The 18797-nt window shown below is 45.5% G+C and carries 11 protein-coding genes, 21 tRNA genes, 3 rRNA genes and 1 riboswitch; of the genes, 30 read left to right on the top strand and 5 right to left on the bottom strand.

The features are described from left to right. Together ACYH0L_RS14145 and ACYH0L_RS14140 are read left to right on the top strand one after the other, a co-directional pair. Entirely contained in the window at nt 1–1548 is a 1548-nt protein-coding gene (locus tag ACYH0L_RS14145) for a flotillin family protein (RefSeq protein WP_327925384.1), read from the top strand. 258 nt (nt 1549–1806) lie between these two features. After that, complete coding sequence (locus tag ACYH0L_RS14140; RefSeq protein ID WP_249705088.1) at nt 1807–2361, top strand: GNAT family N-acetyltransferase; 555 nt, start codon at nt 1807–1809, stop codon at nt 2359–2361. Here ACYH0L_RS14140 and ACYH0L_RS14135 read toward each other — a convergent pair. Together ACYH0L_RS14135 and thiT are read right to left on the bottom strand one after the other, a co-directional pair. Beyond that, the gene (locus tag ACYH0L_RS14135) at nt 2321–2509 is read right to left on the bottom strand and encodes a hypothetical protein (protein ID WP_099728760.1); all 189 of its coding nucleotides are present in this window, start codon (nt 2507–2509) and stop codon (nt 2321–2323) included. The genes ACYH0L_RS14140 and ACYH0L_RS14135 overlap by 41 nt on opposite strands. A 92-nt stretch (nt 2510–2601) precedes the next feature. Further along, nucleotides 2602–3177 carry an energy-coupled thiamine transporter ThiT gene (gene thiT, locus ACYH0L_RS14130; RefSeq protein WP_099728759.1) on the bottom strand — a complete coding sequence of 192 codons (576 nt, stop codon included), beginning with the start codon at nt 3175–3177 and terminating at the stop codon, nt 2602–2604. Between the two features lie 98 nt (nt 3178–3275). Beyond that, nucleotides 3276–3378: riboswitch (TPP riboswitch) on the bottom strand. A 434-nt stretch (nt 3379–3812) separates the two neighbouring features. Between thiT and ACYH0L_RS14125 the strand changes: the two genes are divergently transcribed. The 24 genes from ACYH0L_RS14125 to ACYH0L_RS14010 all read left to right on the top strand — a co-directional run bounded on the left by ACYH0L_RS14125 (nt 3813) and on the right by ACYH0L_RS14010 (nt 11150). Further along, nucleotides 3813–5361: ribosomal RNA gene (locus tag ACYH0L_RS14125) — 16S ribosomal RNA — on the top strand. A 182-nt stretch (nt 5362–5543) separates the two neighbouring features. After that, nucleotides 5544–8474, top strand: a 23S ribosomal RNA gene (locus ACYH0L_RS14120). A 61-nt stretch (nt 8475–8535) separates the two neighbouring features. Beyond that, a 5S ribosomal RNA gene (gene rrf / locus ACYH0L_RS14115) occupies nt 8536–8651 on the top strand. The 16S, 23S and 5S rRNA genes sit together here, the layout of an rRNA operon. Before the next feature lie 552 nt (nt 8652–9203). After that, a tRNA-Val gene (locus tag ACYH0L_RS14110) sits at nt 9204–9279 on the top strand. 33 nt (nt 9280–9312) lie between these two features. After that, nucleotides 9313–9388 (top strand) — tRNA-Thr (locus tag ACYH0L_RS14105). Nucleotides 9389–9425: 37 nt separating this feature from the next. Then, nucleotides 9426–9501, top strand: a tRNA-Lys gene (locus ACYH0L_RS14100). Between the two features lie 7 nt (nt 9502–9508). After that, nucleotides 9509–9591 (top strand) — tRNA-Leu (locus ACYH0L_RS14095). Nucleotides 9592–9621: 30 nt separating this feature from the next. Then, nucleotides 9622–9693 (top strand) — tRNA-Gly (locus ACYH0L_RS14090). Between the two features lie 12 nt (nt 9694–9705). Further along, nucleotides 9706–9791: transfer RNA gene (locus tag ACYH0L_RS14085), tRNA-Leu, on the top strand. Nucleotides 9792–9802: 11 nt separating this feature from the next. Beyond that, nucleotides 9803–9879, top strand: a tRNA-Arg gene (locus ACYH0L_RS14080). Between the two features lie 7 nt (nt 9880–9886). Next, nucleotides 9887–9963: transfer RNA gene (locus ACYH0L_RS14075), tRNA-Pro, on the top strand. Nucleotides 9964–9971: 8 nt separating this feature from the next. Further along, nucleotides 9972–10044, top strand: a tRNA-Ala gene (locus ACYH0L_RS14070). A gap of 25 nt (nt 10045–10069) precedes the next feature. After that, a tRNA-Met gene (locus ACYH0L_RS14065) sits at nt 10070–10143 on the top strand. Nucleotides 10144–10147: 4 nt separating this feature from the next. After that, nucleotides 10148–10224 (top strand) — tRNA-Ile (locus ACYH0L_RS14060). 7 nt (nt 10225–10231) lie between these two features. Further along, nucleotides 10232–10324: transfer RNA gene (locus ACYH0L_RS14055), tRNA-Ser, on the top strand. A gap of 22 nt (nt 10325–10346) precedes the next feature. Then, a tRNA-Met gene (locus tag ACYH0L_RS14050) sits at nt 10347–10423 on the top strand. A gap of 23 nt (nt 10424–10446) precedes the next feature. Further along, nucleotides 10447–10523: transfer RNA gene (locus ACYH0L_RS14045), tRNA-Asp, on the top strand. 18 nt (nt 10524–10541) lie between these two features. Next, nucleotides 10542–10614 (top strand) — tRNA-Phe (locus ACYH0L_RS14040). Nucleotides 10615–10641: 27 nt separating this feature from the next. After that, a tRNA-His gene (locus ACYH0L_RS14035) sits at nt 10642–10717 on the top strand. 11 nt (nt 10718–10728) lie between these two features. Then, nucleotides 10729–10802, top strand: a tRNA-Gly gene (locus ACYH0L_RS14030). A 16-nt stretch (nt 10803–10818) separates the two neighbouring features. Next, a tRNA-Ile gene (locus ACYH0L_RS14025) sits at nt 10819–10895 on the top strand. Between the two features lie 6 nt (nt 10896–10901). Continuing rightward, nucleotides 10902–10976, top strand: a tRNA-Asn gene (locus tag ACYH0L_RS14020). Between the two features lie 4 nt (nt 10977–10980). Further along, nucleotides 10981–11071: transfer RNA gene (locus ACYH0L_RS14015), tRNA-Ser, on the top strand. Between the two features lie 7 nt (nt 11072–11078). Next, nucleotides 11079–11150 (top strand) — tRNA-Glu (locus ACYH0L_RS14010). A gap of 76 nt (nt 11151–11226) precedes the next feature. On the opposite strand, the gene ACYH0L_RS14005 is transcribed toward ACYH0L_RS14010, so the two are convergent. The 3 genes from ACYH0L_RS14005 to ACYH0L_RS13995 form a co-directional block, all read right to left on the bottom strand. After that, complete coding sequence (locus ACYH0L_RS14005) at nt 11227–11703, bottom strand: TspO/MBR family protein (RefSeq protein ID WP_099728582.1); 477 nt, start codon at nt 11701–11703, stop codon at nt 11227–11229. A gap of 86 nt (nt 11704–11789) precedes the next feature. Continuing rightward, on the bottom strand, nt 11790–12524 hold the full coding sequence (locus ACYH0L_RS14000) for a TraR/DksA C4-type zinc finger protein (protein WP_099728583.1): 735 nt from the start codon (nt 12522–12524) through the stop codon (nt 11790–11792). A 116-nt stretch (nt 12525–12640) separates the two neighbouring features. Continuing rightward, nucleotides 12641–13579: a 1,4-dihydroxy-2-naphthoate polyprenyltransferase gene (locus ACYH0L_RS13995; RefSeq protein ID WP_099728584.1), complete on the bottom strand. Its 939-nt coding sequence runs from the start codon at nt 13577–13579 to the stop codon at nt 12641–12643. Nucleotides 13580–13961: 382 nt separating this feature from the next. On the opposite strand from ACYH0L_RS13995, the gene ACYH0L_RS13990 reads away from it, so the two are divergent. From ACYH0L_RS13990 to menB, 4 genes are read left to right on the top strand one after another with little or no spacing between them, the layout of a single operon-like run. Continuing rightward, nucleotides 13962–15380 carry an isochorismate synthase gene (locus tag ACYH0L_RS13990; protein WP_327924841.1) on the top strand — a complete coding sequence of 473 codons (1419 nt, stop codon included), beginning with the start codon at nt 13962–13964 and terminating at the stop codon, nt 15378–15380. Continuing rightward, a complete protein-coding gene (gene menD, locus ACYH0L_RS13985; RefSeq protein ID WP_482354115.1) occupies nt 15373–17115 on the top strand; it encodes a 2-succinyl-5-enolpyruvyl-6-hydroxy-3-cyclohexene-1-carboxylic-acid synthase in 1743 nt (580 codons plus the stop codon). The genes ACYH0L_RS13990 and menD overlap by 8 nt, the downstream gene beginning before the upstream one ends. Beyond that, nucleotides 17100–17927: a 2-succinyl-6-hydroxy-2,4-cyclohexadiene-1-carboxylate synthase gene (gene menH, locus ACYH0L_RS13980; protein WP_249705358.1), complete on the top strand. Its 828-nt coding sequence runs from the start codon at nt 17100–17102 to the stop codon at nt 17925–17927. The genes menD and menH overlap by 16 nt, the downstream gene beginning before the upstream one ends. A gap of 14 nt (nt 17928–17941) precedes the next feature. Continuing rightward, complete coding sequence (menB, locus tag ACYH0L_RS13975; protein WP_034325142.1) at nt 17942–18760, top strand: 1,4-dihydroxy-2-naphthoyl-CoA synthase; 819 nt, start codon at nt 17942–17944, stop codon at nt 18758–18760. Nucleotides 18761–18797: the final 37 nt, after the last annotated feature.

Here is an 18797-nt window from a genome sequence, read left to right as displayed (position 1 = left end):
ATGCCAGGAACAACGATTTTGATTATCATCGGAATTGTCCTTGTGCTTCTTATTGCACTTATTGGCGTATTTGTTTCAAAATACCGGACAGCAGGTCCAGATGAAGCGTTAATCGTCACAGGAAGTTATCTAGGAAGTAAAAATGTCCATGTGGATGAAGGTGGAAACAAGATTAAGATTGTCAGAGGGGGCGGTACCTTCGTACTCCCTGTCTTTCAACAAGCAGAGCCGCTCAGCTTACTATCGAGCAAGCTAGATGTTTCAACGCCTGAGGTTTATACCGAGCAAGGTGTACCTGTAATGGCCGATGGAACCGCAATCATTAAAATTGGCGGATCGATTGAAGAAATCGCCACTGCGGCAGAACAGTTTTTAGGTAAAACAAAAGAAGACCGCGAAAACGAAGCAAGAGAAGTACTAGAAGGTCACCTTCGTTCGATCTTAGGATCAATGACAGTTGAAGAGATTTATAAAAACAGAGAGAAGTTTTCTCAAGAAGTACAACGTGTCGCTTCTCAAGATTTAGCGAAAATGGGACTCGTCATTGTGTCCTTCACCATTAAAGATGTCCGTGATAAAAATGGCTATTTAGAATCTCTAGGTAAGCCAAGAATTGCTCAAGTGAAACGTGATGCAGATATTGCAACAGCTGAAGCGGATAAAGAAACACGTATCAAACGTGCCGAGGCAGATAAAGATGCGAAGAAATCTGAGCTTGAGCGTGCCACCGAAATCGCTGAAGCAGAAAAAATCAATGAGCTGAAAAGAGCAGAATTCAGACGGGAACAGGATACAGCGAAAGCAAGCGCTGACCAAGCGTATGATCTAGAAACAGCTCGCAACCGTCAGCACGTGACTGAACAAGAAATGCAAGTGAAAATCATCGAACGCCAGAAGCAAATTGAATTAGAAGAAAAAGAGATTCAGCGTCGTGAACGTCAATACGATTCTGAAGTGAAAAAGAAAGCGGATGCGGACCGTTATGCTGTTGAGCAATCGGCTGCGGCGGAAAAAGCGAAGCGTCTCGCTGAAGCAGATGCGAAGAAATACAGCATTGAAGCAATGGCGAAAGCAGAAGCTGAGAAAGTCCGAATTGACGGGCTGGCAAAAGCGGAAGCTGATCGTGCGAAAGGGGAAACAGAAGCAGAAGTCATTAGACTGAAAGGACTTGCGGAAGCCGAAGCGAAAGAAAAAATTGCTGAAGCATTCGAACAGTATGGTCAGGCAGCGATCCTTGATATGATTGTGAAAATGCTTCCTGAATATGCGAAGCAAGTATCTGCACCACTTTCTAACATTGATAAAATTACAGTTGTTGATACAGGCGGTAACGGGGAAGGCAGCGGTGCCAATAAAGTCACAGGCTATGCCACAAATCTGATGTCCAGCCTTCAAGAAAGCCTGAAAGCATCCTCTGGAATTGATGTCAAAGAAATTATTGAGAACTTTTCAGGCAAAGGCAATGTGAAGCAAAGCATTCAAGAACTAACGAATGAAATCAAAGAGCCAAGAAAAAAGGAAATAGCTGATCGTCAAATAGAAGAATAACATCAAAAGACACTTTCTATCAGAAGGTGTCTTTTTTACTTGAGATTGAGGTTGATATGAAGAAAGATTCACAAGAATGGCTGCGGATATCATATGAACACTATCGAGGCCTCGCCATAGCTAAAGGGAAGGGGTATGTCTATAATGGGGAGAGGTCCAAATACAGTTCCTGGATTAAAGACCGCTATCCTTTACGAATTGAATTTTAAAAAATTATAATAAAGATAGAGTGAGAACTTGCATAAAGGGGTGGCATAGATGAAGGTTAGACATGCAGTACATAAAGATATTCCTAAAATTGCCGAGATTCATGTGAAGAGCTGGCAAACGACTTATCATGGTATTATTTCACAAGAGTATTTGGATGCTTTAAATGTAGAGGAGCGGAGAGAGAGCTGGAGAAGCAGATCGCTTGAAGGTACGTTTATCGTAGAAGACGCTGATGGAGTATTTGGTTTTGCTTCCTTCGGAAAACAACGTGATGAGCGCTATTCAACATATGATGGTGAGCTTTACGCCATCTATTTATTACAGCAGAAGCAAAAGTCAGGAGCGGGTATCGCTTTGATTGCAAAAGGAGTGGACTATTTATTAGAGAAGGGTTATAAGAATATGATGCTATGGGTATTTGAACAGAATTCGGCGAAGCAATTTTATCAAAAGCTTCAGCCTAGTTTTGTCGTCACCAGCCAGTTCGAGCTGGCTGGCGAGAAGCATGATGAAATAGGGTATGGATGGGAGCTGCCTGTATTAAATGAACATGTACAACGAATTAAATCGTCAGTTTCCAATAATAATGAGAGAAAAAGGTGAAGAGTGTAGCAAGCAAAATATAAGAAATAAAAGGAGTAGCTTCTACTTTCCCTTTCACGCCTGCTATTTTTAATGCTTCATAGAAACCTGCCAAAAAGTAAGCAAGACTGAGAATATAGCAGCACAGCATAATGGAGTAAGGATTCATTGACGTACCTCCAGCTTGAAATCTTCTACTATTAATAGATTCCATAGAGTAGCAAATTATGCATAAAAAAATAACCAGCTGAAATCAGCAGGTTATTTTTGATGAGGAAAAACCAAACGAGATGCACTTGGTATTAATAAACAAAGAACGATACTGCAAATAATAAAAGATGGAACCATATACGTGCTGTTATAAATTAAAGAGTAGACCCATCCTGGTGTTCCTTTTGGTGCATATTGCGAAAAGAATACGACGCCAGAAATAAAGAACGTCAGCAGTCTAAAGAAGCTGGCGACAAATACGGATAGAATAATATAGAAGAATTGTTTCTTTCGCTTTTTATCCTGAATTGCTTTTTTGATCAATCCTGAAAATAGCCCGCTTAGACAAATGACAACAGATGCCACGAAATAATCGAGAAATCCTTGTACAGGTGTAGCGATAATAGGGCTATTCATCAGCTGCAGGCCGGCAATTAACACACCGATGATAAACCCGGTAGACATTCCCCATCTAATAGACATGAGAATGACAGGAATCATGATCAGTGCAATAGACCCGCCATTCGGCATCCTTAAAAAGAGACCTGATAAGTAATCTAATACAAGAGCAAGCGAAGTCATAATCGCGATTTCCATAAGGCGTACTAGTTGATTTGATTGCTGCATAAAAAAATCTCCTTTTTCATGAATTGAGCAAGGAGAGACCGTGTAAGGATGAGTATGTTATTCATAGAAAAACATATTGGTTTGAATACAACACATGTATTCAAGTGATTCCACATTCCTACTTCAGTATTAACTGACAGGTTCAAAGGGTCAGAACAACGAATCGTTCACTCTCAGCACAAAGCTCCCCCTGCGGTTATTTAGTTTCAATCTATTATAAATATACTAGAGACCTTCAGGATCAACAATAGAGAATTACTGCGATAAGCACTTTTTGTAGCATTATATAGGAAGAGATAAGGAAAAATAAATTATTTAGAAAAAATACTTGTTTCTTCTTTCAAAAGGTGTTATATTTGTATTCGCCGCTAAAACAGCGCGGTTGATAAATAACATGAAGAAAAAAGTTGTTGACTTGACCTTGATAGAATGTTATATTAGTAAAGTCGCTTCTGAGCGATAACGAACATGATCTTTGAAAACTAAACAAGACAAAACGTACCTGTTAATTCGAGTTTTTATAAAAAAATCCTATGATACATCATAGGTAGTCAGTCAAGCTGACGAGGCAGGAAGGATCACATACTAAGTTCGCTACATCGTGTAGCAACGCATGTGTGATATGCATCCTGCATACCTCGGAGAGTTTGATCCTGGCTCAGGACGAACGCTGGCGGCGTGCCTAATACATGCAAGTCGAGCGGACAGAAGGGAGCTTGCTCCCGGATGTTAGCGGCGGACGGGTGAGTAACACGTGGGTAACCTGCCTGTAAGACTGGGATAACTCCGGGAAACCGGAGCTAATACCGGATAGTTCCTTGAACCGCATGGTTCAAGGATGAAAGACGGTTTCGGCTGTCACTTACAGATGGACCCGCGGCGCATTAGCTAGTTGGTGGGGTAATGGCTCACCAAGGCAACGATGCGTAGCCGACCTGAGAGGGTGATCGGCCACACTGGGACTGAGACACGGCCCAGACTCCTACGGGAGGCAGCAGTAGGGAATCTTCCGCAATGGACGAAAGTCTGACGGAGCAACGCCGCGTGAGTGATGAAGGTTTTCGGATCGTAAAGCTCTGTTGTTAGGGAAGAACAAGTGCGAGAGTAACTGCTCGCACCTTGACGGTACCTAACCAGAAAGCCACGGCTAACTACGTGCCAGCAGCCGCGGTAATACGTAGGTGGCAAGCGTTGTCCGGAATTATTGGGCGTAAAGGGCTCGCAGGCGGTTTCTTAAGTCTGATGTGAAAGCCCCCGGCTCAACCGGGGAGGGTCATTGGAAACTGGGAAACTTGAGTGCAGAAGAGGAGAGTGGAATTCCACGTGTAGCGGTGAAATGCGTAGAGATGTGGAGGAACACCAGTGGCGAAGGCGACTCTCTGGTCTGTAACTGACGCTGAGGAGCGAAAGCGTGGGGAGCGAACAGGATTAGATACCCTGGTAGTCCACGCCGTAAACGATGAGTGCTAAGTGTTAGGGGGTTTCCGCCCCTTAGTGCTGCAGCTAACGCATTAAGCACTCCGCCTGGGGAGTACGGTCGCAAGACTGAAACTCAAAGGAATTGACGGGGGCCCGCACAAGCGGTGGAGCATGTGGTTTAATTCGAAGCAACGCGAAGAACCTTACCAGGTCTTGACATCCTCTGACAACCCTAGAGATAGGGCTTTCCCTTCGGGGACAGAGTGACAGGTGGTGCATGGTTGTCGTCAGCTCGTGTCGTGAGATGTTGGGTTAAGTCCCGCAACGAGCGCAACCCTTGATCTTAGTTGCCAGCATTTAGTTGGGCACTCTAAGGTGACTGCCGGTGACAAACCGGAGGAAGGTGGGGATGACGTCAAATCATCATGCCCCTTATGACCTGGGCTACACACGTGCTACAATGGACAGAACAAAGGGCTGCGAGACCGCAAGGTTTAGCGAATCCCATAAATCTGTTCTCAGTTCGGATCGCAGTCTGCAACTCGACTGCGTGAAGCTGGAATCGCTAGTAATCGCGGATCAGCATGCCGCGGTGAATACGTTCCCGGGCCTTGTACACACCGCCCGTCACACCACGAGAGTTTGCAACACCCGAAGTCGGTGAGGTAACCTTTATGGAGCCAGCCGCCGAAGGTGGGGCAGATGATTGGGGTGAAGTCGTAACAAGGTAGCCGTATCGGAAGGTGCGGCTGGATCACCTCCTTTCTAAGGATATATGGAGCAGCGTGCGTTTTGGTCTTGTTTAGTTTTGAAGGATCATACCTTCAAAACATGTCTCTAGCGAGACAGGATTGTTCTTTGAAAACTAGATAACAATAAGTAATACATTCACATTGAATGCAATGCAAAGTTCATCACACATAGTGATTCTTTCTAAAGTAAGAAATGGTTAAGTTAGAAAGGGCGCACGGTGGATGCCTTGGCACTAGGAGCCGATGAAGGACGGGACGAACACCGATATGCTTCGGGGAGCTGTAAGCAAGCTTTGATCCGGAGATTTCCGAATGGGGAAACCCACTGCTCGTAATGGAGTAGTATCCATACTTGAATACATAGAGTATGAGAAGGCATACCCGGGGAACTGAAACATCTAAGTACCCGGAGGAAGAGAAAGCAAATGCGATTCCCTAAGTAGCGGCGAGCGAAACGGGAACAGCCCAAACCAAGAGGCTTGCCTCTTGGGGTTGTAGGACACTCTATACGGAGTTACAAAGGAATGATATAAGCGAAGAGGTCTGGAAAGGCCCGCCAGAGAAGGTAACAGCCCTGTAACTGAAATGTCATTCCCTCCAGAGTGGATCCTGAGTACGGCGGAACACGTGAAATTCCGTCGGAATCCGGGAGGACCATCTCCCAAGGCTAAATACTCCCTAGTGACCGATAGTGAACCAGTACCGTGAGGGAAAGGTGAAAAGCACCCCGGAAGGGGAGTGAAATAGATCCTGAAACCGTGTGCCTACAAGTAGTCAGAGCCCGTTAACGGGTGATGGCGTGCCTTTTGTAGAATGAACCGGCGAGTTACGATCCCGTGCAAGGTTAAGCAGAAGATGCGGAGCCGCAGCGAAAGCGAGTCTGAATAGGGCGCATGAGTACGTGGTCGTAGACCCGAAACCAGGTGATCTACCCATGTCCAGGGTGAAGTTCAGGTAACACTGAATGGAGGCCCGAACCCACGCACGTTGAAAAGTGCGGGGATGAGGTGTGGGTAGGGGTGAAATGCCAATCGAACCTGGAGATAGCTGGTTCTCTCCGAAATAGCTTTAGGGCTAGCCTCAAGGTAAGAGTCTCGGAGGTAGAGCACTGATTGGACTAGGGGCCCCTACCGGGTTACCGAATTCAGTCAAACTCCGAATGCCGATGACTTATCCTTGGGAGTCAGACTGCGAGTGATAAGATCCGTAGTCGAAAGGGAAACAGCCCAGACCGCCAGCTAAGGTCCCAAAGTATACGTTAAGTGGAAAAGGATGTGGAGTTGCTTAGACAACCAGGATGTTGGCTTAGAAGCAGCCACCATTTAAAGAGTGCGTAATAGCTCACTGGTCGAGTGACTCTGCGCCGAAAATGTACCGGGGCTAAACGTATCACCGAAGCTGCGGACTGTTCTTACGAACAGTGGTAGGAGAGCGTTCTAAGGGCTGTGAAGCCAGACCGGAAGGACTGGTGGAGCGCTTAGAAGTGAGAATGCCGGTATGAGTAGCGAAAGACGGGTGAGAATCCCGTCCACCGAATGCCTAAGGTTTCCTGAGGAAGGCTCGTCCGCTCAGGGTTAGTCGGGACCTAAGCCGAGGCCGAAAGGCGTAGGCGATGGACAACAGGTTGATATTCCTGTACCACCTCCTCACCATTTGAGCAATGGGGGGACGCAGGAGGATAGGGTAAGCGCGGTATTGGATATCCGCGTCCAAGCAGTTAGGCTGGGAAATAGGCAAATCCGTTTCCCGTAAAGGCTGAGCTGTGATGGCGAGCGAAATTTAGTAGCGAAGTTCCTGATTCCACACTGCCAAGAAAAGCCTCTAGCGAGGTGAGAGGTGCCCGTACCGCAAACCGACACAGGTAGGCGAGGAGAGAATCCTAAGGTGATCGAGAGAACTCTCGTTAAGGAACTCGGCAAAATGACCCCGTAACTTCGGGAGAAGGGGTGCTTCTTAGGGTGTTAAAGCCCCGAGAAGCCGCAGTGAATAGGCCCAGGCGACTGTTTAGCAAAAACACAGGTCTCTGCGAAGCCGTAAGGCGAAGTATAGGGGCTGACGCCTGCCCGGTGCTGGAAGGTTAAGAGGAGCGCTTAGCGTAAGCGAAGGTGCGAATTGAAGCCCCAGTAAACGGCGGCCGTAACTATAACGGTCCTAAGGTAGCGAAATTCCTTGTCGGGTAAGTTCCGACCCGCACGAAAGGCGCAACGATCTGGGCACTGTCTCAACGAGAGACTCGGTGAAATTATAGTACCTGTGAAGATGCAGGTTACCCGCGACAGGACGGAAAGACCCCGTGGAGCTTTACTGCAGCCTGATATTGAATGTTGGTACAGCTTGTACAGGATAGGTAGGAGCCTTGGAAACCGGAGCGCTAGCTTCGGTGGAGGCATCGGTGGGATACTACCCTGGCTGTATTGACCTTCTAACCCGCTGCCCTTATCGGGCAGGGAGACAGTGTCAGGTGGGCAGTTTGACTGGGGCGGTCGCCTCCTAAAATGTAACGGAGGCGCCCAAAGGTTCCCTCAGAATGGTTGGAAATCATTCGCAGAGTGTAAAGGCACAAGGGAGCTTGACTGCGAGACCTACAAGTCGAGCAGGGACGAAAGTCGGGCTTAGTGATCCGGTGGTTCCGCATGGAAGGGCCATCGCTCAACGGATAAAAGCTACCCCGGGGATAACAGGCTTATCTCCCCCAAGAGTCCACATCGACGGGGAGGTTTGGCACCTCGATGTCGGCTCATCGCATCCTGGGGCTGTAGTCGGTCCCAAGGGTTGGGCTGTTCGCCCATTAAAGCGGTACGCGAGCTGGGTTCAGAACGTCGTGAGACAGTTCGGTCCCTATCCGTCGCGGGCGCAGGAAATTTGAGAGGAGCTGTCCTTAGTACGAGAGGACCGGGATGGACGCACCGCTGGTGTACCAGTTGTTCTGCCAAGGGCATCGCTGGGTAGCTATGTGCGGACGGGATAAGTGCTGAAAGCATCTAAGCATGAAGCCCCCCTCAAGATGAGATTTCCCATTCCGCAAGGAAGTAAGATCCCTGAAAGATGATCAGGTTGATAGGTCTGAGGTGGAAGCGTGGTGACACGTGGAGCTGACAGATACTAATAGATCGAGGACTTAACCTATATTCTAATGTGAAGTTTGAACGTTGTTATCTAGTTTTGAGAGAACATTCTCTCCATCAGGTTTGGTGGCGATAGCGAAGAGGTCACACCCGTTCCCATACCGAACACGGAAGTTAAGCTCTTCAGCGCCGATGGTAGTTGGGGGGTTCCCCCTGTGAGAGTAGGACGCCGCCAAGCTTTTCTAAGGATCAGTTCCAGACGGAACTGATCTTTTTTGTGGTACTTGAAAGGAAGTCTATCTGATTTCATTTGTTTAATGAACGATGGCAGCGTCACCTCATTTACAAGCGAAACGCTTTGAAAACAAGAAGAAAGCACATTGAGCGTGTTGAAACCTTGTCTATGGAAAAAACAATAGAGAGACAGAGTAGTAGGTTGTCTAAGACACTGCATACAAATTCATTTAAATGGAAATGTATAAGCCTATTGCTATTTCATTAATATATTACGCCTATCAATGAACTATAAGGAATATCTATATCATTAAAGTATAAAAATGATGGGGAGCTGATATTTCAGAAGGAATTGAATGTTTTTAAAGAGAATAAAGAGTGGAGAGGTTTAGCTGATAAACATTGAATTGCAGCAGTTTTGACAGGGGAAATGACTATTATTTATGAAAAGAAATGCGTAACGAAAAATGAAATAAAATTTTTTTAATATAGCCTTTACAAATGAGTAAAACCTGTATATAATAATCTTTGTCGGATCGAGAGATTCCTACATAGTGGAGGATTAGCTCAGCTGGGAGAGCATCTGCCTTACAAGCAGAGGGTCGGCGGTTCGAGCCCGTCATCCTCCACCATATTTATTCTTACATAATGTTAGGATAGATAAAGCCGGTGTAGCTCAACTGGTAGAGCAACTGACTTGTAATCAGTAGGTTGGGGGTTCAAGTCCTCTTGCCGGCACCACTTTCATATGGTAAGATAGACAAGTCGCTTTTAAAGCGAGCCATTAGCTCAGTTGGTAGAGCATCTGACTTTTAATCAGAGGGTCGAAGGTTCGAGTCCTTCATGGCTCACCATTTTCATGCGGGTGTGGCGGAATTGGCAGACGCGCTAGACTTAGGATCTAGTGTCTTTATGACGTGGGGGTTCAAGTCCCTTCACCCGCATAGCCAAACAAAATAAAGAAATCCTGTAATGCGGAAGTAGTTCAGTGGTAGAACACCACCTTGCCAAGGTGGGGGTCGCGGGTTCGAATCCCGTCTTCCGCTTATACCATCCACGCCGGGGTGGTGGAATTGGCAGACACACAGGACTTAAAATCCTGCGGTAGGTGACTACCGTGCCGGTTCAAGTCCGGCCCTCGGCATTATACAATAAGCGCCCGTAGCTCAATTGGATAGAGCGTTTGACTACGGATCAAAAGGTTAGGGGTTCGACTCCTCTCGGGCGCGCCATTAAGATCGGGAAGTAGCTCAGCTTGGTAGAGCACTTGGTTTGGGACCAAGGGGTCGCAGGTTCGAATCCTGTCTTCCCGACCATCTTTTATGGGGCCTTAGCTCAGCTGGGAGAGCGCCTGCCTTGCACGCAGGAGGTCAGCGGTTCGATCCCGCTAGGCTCCACTTCTTAAAGGATTATTTTTATCATGGCGGTGTAGCTCAGCTGGCTAGAGCGTACGGTTCATACCCGTGAGGTCGGGGGTTCGATCCCCTCCGCCGCTATAAAGGACCTTTAGCTCAGTTGGTTAGAGCAGACGGCTCATAACCGTCCGGTCGTAGGTTCGAGTCCTACAAGGTCCACCATCTATACGGAGGAATACCCAAGTCCGGCTGAAGGGATCGGTCTTGAAAACCGACAGGGGTGTCAAAGCCCGCGGGGGTTCGAATCCCTCTTCCTCCGCCATATTTTTTAAAAACCATATCATCGCGGGGTGGAGCAGTTCGGTAGCTCGTCGGGCTCATAACCCGAAGGTCGCAGGTTCAAATCCTGCCCCCGCAACCAAATTTTTTTCTTATCTCTATATTGGTCCGGTAGTTCAGTTGGTTAGAATGCCTGCCTGTCACGCAGGAGGTCGCGGGTTCGAGTCCCGTCCGGACCGCCATTTTTAAATGAAATACATGGCTCGGTAGCTCAGTTGGTAGAGCAACGGACTGAAAATCCGTGTGTCGGCGGTTCGATTCCGTCCCGAGCCACTTTTACAAATAAATATTGACAGTATGGCGGTTGTGGCGAAGTGGTTAACGCACCAGATTGTGGCTCTGGCACTCGTGGGTTCGATTCCCATCAATCGCCCCATACATATTTTTGCGGGTGTAGTTTAGTGGTAAAACCTCAGCCTTCCAAGCTGATGTCGTGGGTTCGATTCCCATCACCCGCTCCATTTGTATATCGTTCATGGGCCTGTAGCTCAGCTGGTTAGAGCGCACGCCTGATAAGCGTGAGGTCGGTGGTTCGAGTCCACTCAGGCCCACCATGATCTTCCGCAGTAGCTCAGTGGTAGAGCTATCGGCTGTTAACCGATCGGTCGTAGGTTCGAGTCCTACCTGCGGAGCCAAAATGGAGAAGTACTCAAGTGGCTGAAGAGGCGCCCCTGCTAAGGGTGTAGGTCGCGCAAGCGGCGCGAGGGTTCAAATCCCTCCTTCTCCGCCATTTATCTGGCCCGTTGGTCAAGCGGTTAAGACACCGCCCTTTCACGGCGGTAACACGGGTTCGAATCCCGTACGGGTCATTTTTAAAAGAGATCTATGAAAGATCTCTTTTTTATTTTCATCAAAACGAAAGACCGCCATCATCGCGGTCTTTTTTTACATATTCATGGAATAGATCGTATAAGACAAGTATGTCGCAAAGAATCCCCATAAGACATAAGGGATTAGTAAAATAGAAACGACTTTACTGAGCTTACGTGAGACGATGACAAGTGCGAGTGCTGTCAGTGCAACAAGCAGGCAGTCAATGGTAGCGGCAAACAAATCTTTTTGTGTAAATTGAAAAAAGCTAAAGGCTTGATTGAAGACATAATTTAAAAGAAAAAGAATCCAAAACGGTAAAGTGATTTTTTGAAATCCATACTTCCCATAAATAATCGCTGCGGACAACGAGATGAGAGCAAATAAGACAGCCCACACAGCTCCAATCACACCCCCACTAGGTGTCCATTCCGGTTTGTTTAATGCATCATACCATTCTCTGTCAATAGGGAACAAGAACCCTGCAATAGAGAATAGTGCGTATGTAATAAAGAAGACGATAATCGCCCAAATGATACTTTTTCTAGCCATCAAGAATCTCCTCCAATCAAATTCACTCTTAAAGTGATTTCCCAATTATTACATGATATAAACATAAAGCCCCCAATATGAGGGGCCTATTGATTTTTTTCTGTATAAGGTTCTTCTTCGTACGGCTTCAAGTCACCAAACACCGTCATGACGCCTTCTTCATCTAATGCATCTTCATAGGCTTCGTGTGCTTTATTCGGATACACCTTGCTTGCTTTTCCTTCGAGATCAGCAGCTGCGAATCCTTCATAGTCTTCAACATAATCTTCATCTTCTGATTGTGTATACACATCATCGTATGTCTCGGGAGGAAATTCCATATCGGACGGGGTATCAGAGTTGCCGTAGCGTTCTACGTCTTGATATGCATCTTCTCCATCGTAGGCAGCACTTTCTTCATTTTCAAATTGTCCTGATGGTGGATTTAACAAATCCTCTTCAATGGGACGATTTTGTGAAACGGTCTGCTCTTTTGAATGCTCTGTGCATGTGACGGCGGTAGGCAAGGCCTCTAAGCGTTCTTTAGGAATAGGGGCTTTACATACCTTGCACACACCATAAGAGCCGTCTGCGATTGCTTGGAGTGCTTCATTGATGTCTGACAAATGTTCATGTGCCAAACTGTTTAAGGCAATATCTTTTCCGCGCTCGAACAGTTCTGTTCCTTGGTCTCCAGGATGGTTGTCATAGGCAGACAGTTCTCCGACTGCATCATAAGGAAATGATACTTTTTGTTCATCGTCATGGCTATTGGCTTCAATTTCTTGTTTTTCATCGAGAAGTCTCTGCTTCAAATGATGTAATTCGTCTTTAGACAACAATGCGATCATCCTTTCATATCAAACATATTGTTAGTATGAGCAATTTTGCATGTAAGACTTGTTCCAATTTGAAGCAATTCCTCATAAAAAACGCCTGCGGCTGCAGGCGTTGTATGCTACGCAATATAATATTGTAATATCAATGCGATCGTTAACAGGAAACCGAAAAATGTATTGGTTTGAGCTGTAGACTTCATGGCATTCATTAATTCAATTGGCTTTTCTTTTTGCTTAAACTCTTTAATGGCTGTATATGCTTTCGGCACACTGAGTAAAACAAGAAGGCTCCAAAGGCCAATGATATCTGTGAGGATATAAACAAAAATGAGTACGTATGATACCAAAAACATGGAAAGTAGAATGTTCACTGCAGCTTTTCGTCCAGCAAGGATAGCAAGTGTTTTACGTCCATTTTCCTTATCGCCGTCTAAATCCCGGATATTGTTCGACAGTAAGATGGCTCCAACTAAAATAGAAATCGGCAATGACACGAGAACAGCTGTTGACGTCAGTGTTCCTGTTTGGATATAGAAACTAATAAGGATGATTCCTAATCCCATAAAAGCACCTGACACAAGTTCTCCAAATGGTGTATAAGCAATTGGTACAGGTCCACCGGTATAGAAATAGCCTGCTGCCATACAAATAAGTCCTATAAGTGCAATCCACCAGCTAGACATCATGCAAATATAAATCCCAAGGAATAGAGAGAGTGCGAATAATGCATAAGCGAGGCTGAGAACTGTTTTTGGCTTCACACCATTTCTAACAATGGCGCCGCCGATGCCGACAGATTTCTCATTGTCCAACCCGCGAACATAGTCAAAATACTCATTAAACATGTTCGTTGCAATTTGGATAAACATAGATGCAAATAGCATAGCTAAAAATAGGCCAACATGTATTTGACCACTCGGAAGTGCTAGAACAGTTCCTAAAGTAACGGGAATAAATGCGGCTGTTAATGTATGCGGTCGTAATAAATTCCACCAAATCCGCCAGTTCTTATCAGGCTTAATCGGTGAAAGCTGATCTGTTATCGATTGATGCTGCATAAAATATACTCCTTTAAATAAAAAAATACGTACACGTCCAAATTCCAGTTTAGCAAAGTTCAAAAAGGTGTCAATATATTGATGCGATGAAACCTGAAAAAGATGTTTGCTAATCGTTGCCATATAGAGAGAAAGCTTAATCTTGGGACAAATCTTGCCATTTTTCTTTAGATGCTCTCGTTTCGATAAGCGGGAGCGAAAAAATCTTGAAAGCGTGATATAATAAGGATTCGAGGTTTTAAAAGCTGTTTTCTTTACTAAGTTCATCTGTTAAGGTTTATAATAGAAAAACAGGTCATTCGACATACTCGAATGTTCATGTATTTTTCACATGATGGTTTTATTTTTTTATGTTATTTCATGGATTTTGGAGGAATGTATCATGGTGACAACAGTGCAAAGTACTTTCCGGCAGGAAGCGCTTGCGACATTAGAAGAAGCGAATAACGTCAACCATGCTGTTTTGATAAGCTACTCCAGAAGAGTTGACGATCTGGATCCTCTTGCCTTTTTCCAAAGCGGCGAAGCGGATTTTTTAGGCGAGCGGTTTTTTTGGTCTGATCCAGAAAGCCAAATGATATTTTCTGGACTTGGCAGAGCGGCCGTCATTAAATCATCTGAGCAAGGCACGGAACGATTCGAGACAGTTCATCATGAATGGGAACAGCTAAAACAACACATGTTCCATTTTCATGATGAGAAGGAGTTAAAGCATGCGGCTGTTGGTCCGCTTTTATTTGGAGGATTTTCATTTGATCCGTATGAAGAGAAGGCGCGTCACTGGGAAGCATTTGGCGAGGCTCATCTTTTTGTGCCATCTATGATGCTGACTGTCTCAACAGAAGGCACGTTTCTTACGATCAATGAATGGAAGCAGGTGGACGGGAATGTTCATCAGCTCATTCAAGAGTTAGAACAGAAAGCTTCTCGTTTCGAGACATTGCCGGTACGAACTGATGGACAAGCTGAGCTAGTTCATATGGAAGAGCTGGATGTGAAGGAATGGATGAAGGCGATCCATGAAGCGACAGAGCACATTCGTGCGAACGAATATGAAAAGGTTGTTTTAGCAAGAGAAGTCTTGCTTCACTATAAAAATCAAATTGAACTTGCTCCACTATTAGCAGAATTATTAAAGCACCAAACGACGAGTTATGTATTTGCTATAGAACAGGGAAGACAAGCGTTTGTTGGGGCCACACCGGAACGTTTAGTCAAAAAAAGCGGTGATGAAGTCTTTTCATCATGCTTAGCAGGTTCCATTGTACGCGGGAAAGATGAAATCGAAGATCAAGCATTAGGTGAGGAACTGCTTCACGATGAGAAGAATTTGATTGAACATCGAATTGTCGTCAATATGATTGAGCAAGCATTTGAGGCAAACTGCCACCACGTGCATAAACCTCATCAACCAAGTCTTTATAAAACAAAAAACATTCAGCATTTATTTACACCGATTGTAGGAGAAATCAAAAGCAGCTGTTCCCTCTTTTCATTAATAGAGCAGCTCCATCCAACGCCAGCATTAGGAGGATATCCGAAGGAAAAGGCGGTTGAGGTGATCCGTGAAATTGAACCGCTGAAACGTGGTTGGTATGCCGCACCGGTTGGCTGGATCGATTCTCAGGACAACGGAGAATTTGCTGTAGCGATTCGGTCAGGTCTTATTGAGGAAGAACATGTTCGTTTGTTCGCTGGCTGCGGAATTGTCGAGGATTCCCTTGCAAAGCAGGAGTACGAGGAAACGCAAGTGAAATTAAGACCAATGCTGTCTGCTCTTGGAGGTCGTCCGATTGAATAATCACATCATGACAACATATATTGGCAGATTGATGGATGAATTTGTACAAGGTGGTGTGAAGGAGGCGGTTGTCTGTCCTGGTTCCCGTTCAACCCCGCTTGCGATGCTGGCTCTTGCCCATCAAGACATCCATGTCCATGTGTTAGTGGACGAACGGTCTGCTGCTTTTTATGCGCTGGGTCTTGCGAAAGCGAGTCAAAAACCAGTGCTGCTCATTTGTACATCAGGTACGGCAGCTGCTAACTTTTACCCAGCCATTGTAGAGGCTCATTATTCCCGGGTACCACTCATTGTTTTAACTGCTGATCGGCCGCACGAATTGAGGGAAGTTGGGGCTCCTCAAGCGATTGATCAGCAATTCTTATTCGGTAAGTTTGTTAAATGGTTCACAGACTTAGCATTGCCTGAAGAAAGTCAAACGATGCTGCGGTATGTACAGACTGCTGCCGCTAGAGCAAGTCACATCTCAAAGCAGGAGCCTAAAGGACCTGTTCAGGTCAATGTGCCACTGAGAGAACCATTGGTACCTGATCTGTCCATTGATCCTTTTCATAGAGAAGCAAAAGAAACGAAAAAAGTATTAGCAGCAGGTCAGGCTTTCCCAAACGATCATGTCATGTCTGAATTAGTGTCAATTCTGAACCAATCCACAAGAGGGCTGATTGTTGCTGGTGAACTTCATACGAAGGAAGAGCAAGAGGCAGTGTTACGTCTTTCGAAAGCCTTTCATTTTCCCATTTTAGCTGACCCGCTTTCTCATTTACGAAATGGGCATGAAAATGAAGGGTTGATTATCGATGCGTATGACTCTTTATTGAAAGATGAAGCATTACAGCAGCATCTATTGCCTGATATGGTGATTCGTTTTGGACCGATGCCTGTGTCTAAGACTTTATTCAAGTGGTTGGAAAAGCATGCAGAAGTGAAGCAGATTGTGGTAGATGCTGGCGGAGGTTTTCGTGATCCTGGATTAAGTGCATCATACGTGATTGAAAGTCATGTGGTTACTTTTGTAGGTGAAGTCTTAAATAGAGCGGATCAACGAGAGGATACAAATTACTTAAACTGCTGGCAACGTGTCAATTCTTCTTTTAGAACGCATGCAGCCCAATATTCTGATGAGGACCTGACATTCGAGGGAAATGTGTATCGTCAGCTTCAACACCTCTTGCCAAAGGAGAGTGTGCTTTTTATCGGAAATAGTATGCCGATTCGTGATGTGGATACATTTTTTGAAACCCAGTCGAAATCTTTTCATATGCTGGCGAATCGCGGGGCAAACGGCATTGATGGCGTTGTGTCCACAGCACTTGGAACGTATGCGGCTTTGAAACAACCGATCACCCTGGTCATTGGAGACTTGTCTTTTTACCATGATATGAATGGGCTTCTTGCCGCTAAGCTGATGGAAATTCCACTGACGGTTGTTTTGTTAAACAATGATGGTGGAGGAATCTTTTCTTTCCTTCCGCAGGCATCTGATGAACCGTATTATGAGAAACTCTTCGGTACGCCGACTGGGCTGAATTTTGAGTATGCATCGAAGCTGTATGGGGGAACCTATTCGAAGCCAACAACGAAGCAAGAATTACACGATGTGTACATGACGCATATACATGAGCCTGGCCTTCATTTAATCGAAATTGAAACAGACCGGCATTCCCGTGTAGCCAAGCACCGCCAGATGATGGATGAGATTTTAGGAGAAGTGAAAAAAGAATGCCTTCTCTCATAATACGAATGCGTGATGGTGTGGCGTATGAGGTGGTGGATCAAAACCCATCGGCTGAGAATGCCACGTTATGCTTACACGGTTTCACAGGGAGTGCAGCCTCTTGGCAGTTCTTGAATGCCTATATGGAGAATACAAGATTGATTCAGGTCAGCTTGCTTGGTCATGGCCGCACGGACTCGCCAGAAAGCGTGAGAAGATATGCGATGTCGCAGCAGCTGGCGGATCTTGCAGAGATTTTAAATCAATTAAAGCTTCACAAAGTGAATATTCTCGGATATTCTATGGGAGGGCGTATTGCTTTATCATTTGCCTCCCGTTATCCAGAACGTGTAAACAAACTGATTCTTGAGAGTACTTCTCCAGGAATTCACTCTTTCAAGGAGCGGATGACAAGGCTAAAGCAGGATCATCAGCTGGCTCAAAAGATTAGACATGAAGGCTTAACTCAGTTTGTGGATTTTTGGGAGAACATTCCGCTGTTTGCTTCGCAGAAATCCTTATCAGCGGGCAGGCTGGCTCAACTGAGAGAGGGAAGGCTAAAATCCAATCCCCTTGGGCTAGCTCGCAGCCTAGAAGGCATAGGAACAGGTTCACAGCCGTCTATGTGGCAGGCACTAAAGCATATCAAACTGCCTGTTTTGTTCATATGCGGAACGCTTGATGAAAAGTTCTGTCATATCGCCAAACGTATGCAGCAGGAGCTTGAAGGCAGTCAATTAACATTGGCAGAGCATGTAGGGCATACAGTTCATGTGGAACAGCCACATTTTTTTGGTAAAATAGTAAGTGAGTTTATTTTAGCGCAAGATTAAAGGAGGAAATATTGATGGCTATTGAATGGCAAACTGAGCGTCAGTATGACGAAATTTTATATGAAACGTATCATGGGATTGCAAAGATCACCATTAACCGTCCACATGTACATAACGCGTTTACACCAAAGACCGTCAGTGAATTAATTGATGCATTTTCACGCGCTCGTGATAATTCTGATGTTGGTGTGATCGTACTTGCAGGTGCTGGAGGTAAAGCATTCTGTTCTGGTGGAGACCAAAAAGTACGCGGCCATGGCGGCTATGTAGGAGACGATCAAATTCCGCGTCTAAACGTATTAGACTTACAGCGTTTAATTCGTGTCATTCCAAAACCAGTCATTGCGATGGTTGCAGGTTATGCGATTGGCGGGGGACATGTTCTTCATATCGTTTGTGATCTGACAATTGCAGCAGACAATGCCATTTTTGGACAAACAGGACCAAAAGTAGGCAGCTTTGATGCTGGTTATGGCTCAGGCTATCTTGCACGTATTGTTGGTCATAAGAAAGCGAGAGAAATCTGGTACTTATGCCGTCAATACAATGCACAAGAAGCGCTTGATATGGGACTTGTCAACACAGTTGTACCATTAGAGCAGCTTGAAGAAGAAACAGTGAAGTGGTGTGGGGAAATGCTAGAAAAGAGCCCGACTGCTTTACGATTTTTGAAGGCTGCATTTAATGCAGATACGGATGGATTAGCTGGGATTCAGCAATTTGCAGGGGATGCGACACTTCTTTATTACACAACAGATGAAGCAAAAGAAGGACGCGATTCCTTTAAGGAAAAACGCAAGCCGGACTTCGGTCAGTTCCCGCGTTTCCCTTGATTCAATGATATGAATGAAAACAGCTTAGTGCATCAGA

It is taken from the genome of Bacillus sp. MC1252, assembly GCF_056838025.1.
Note: the sequence above shows the minus strand (reverse complement) of the source record. Positions and strands in the feature narration are given on the sequence as shown.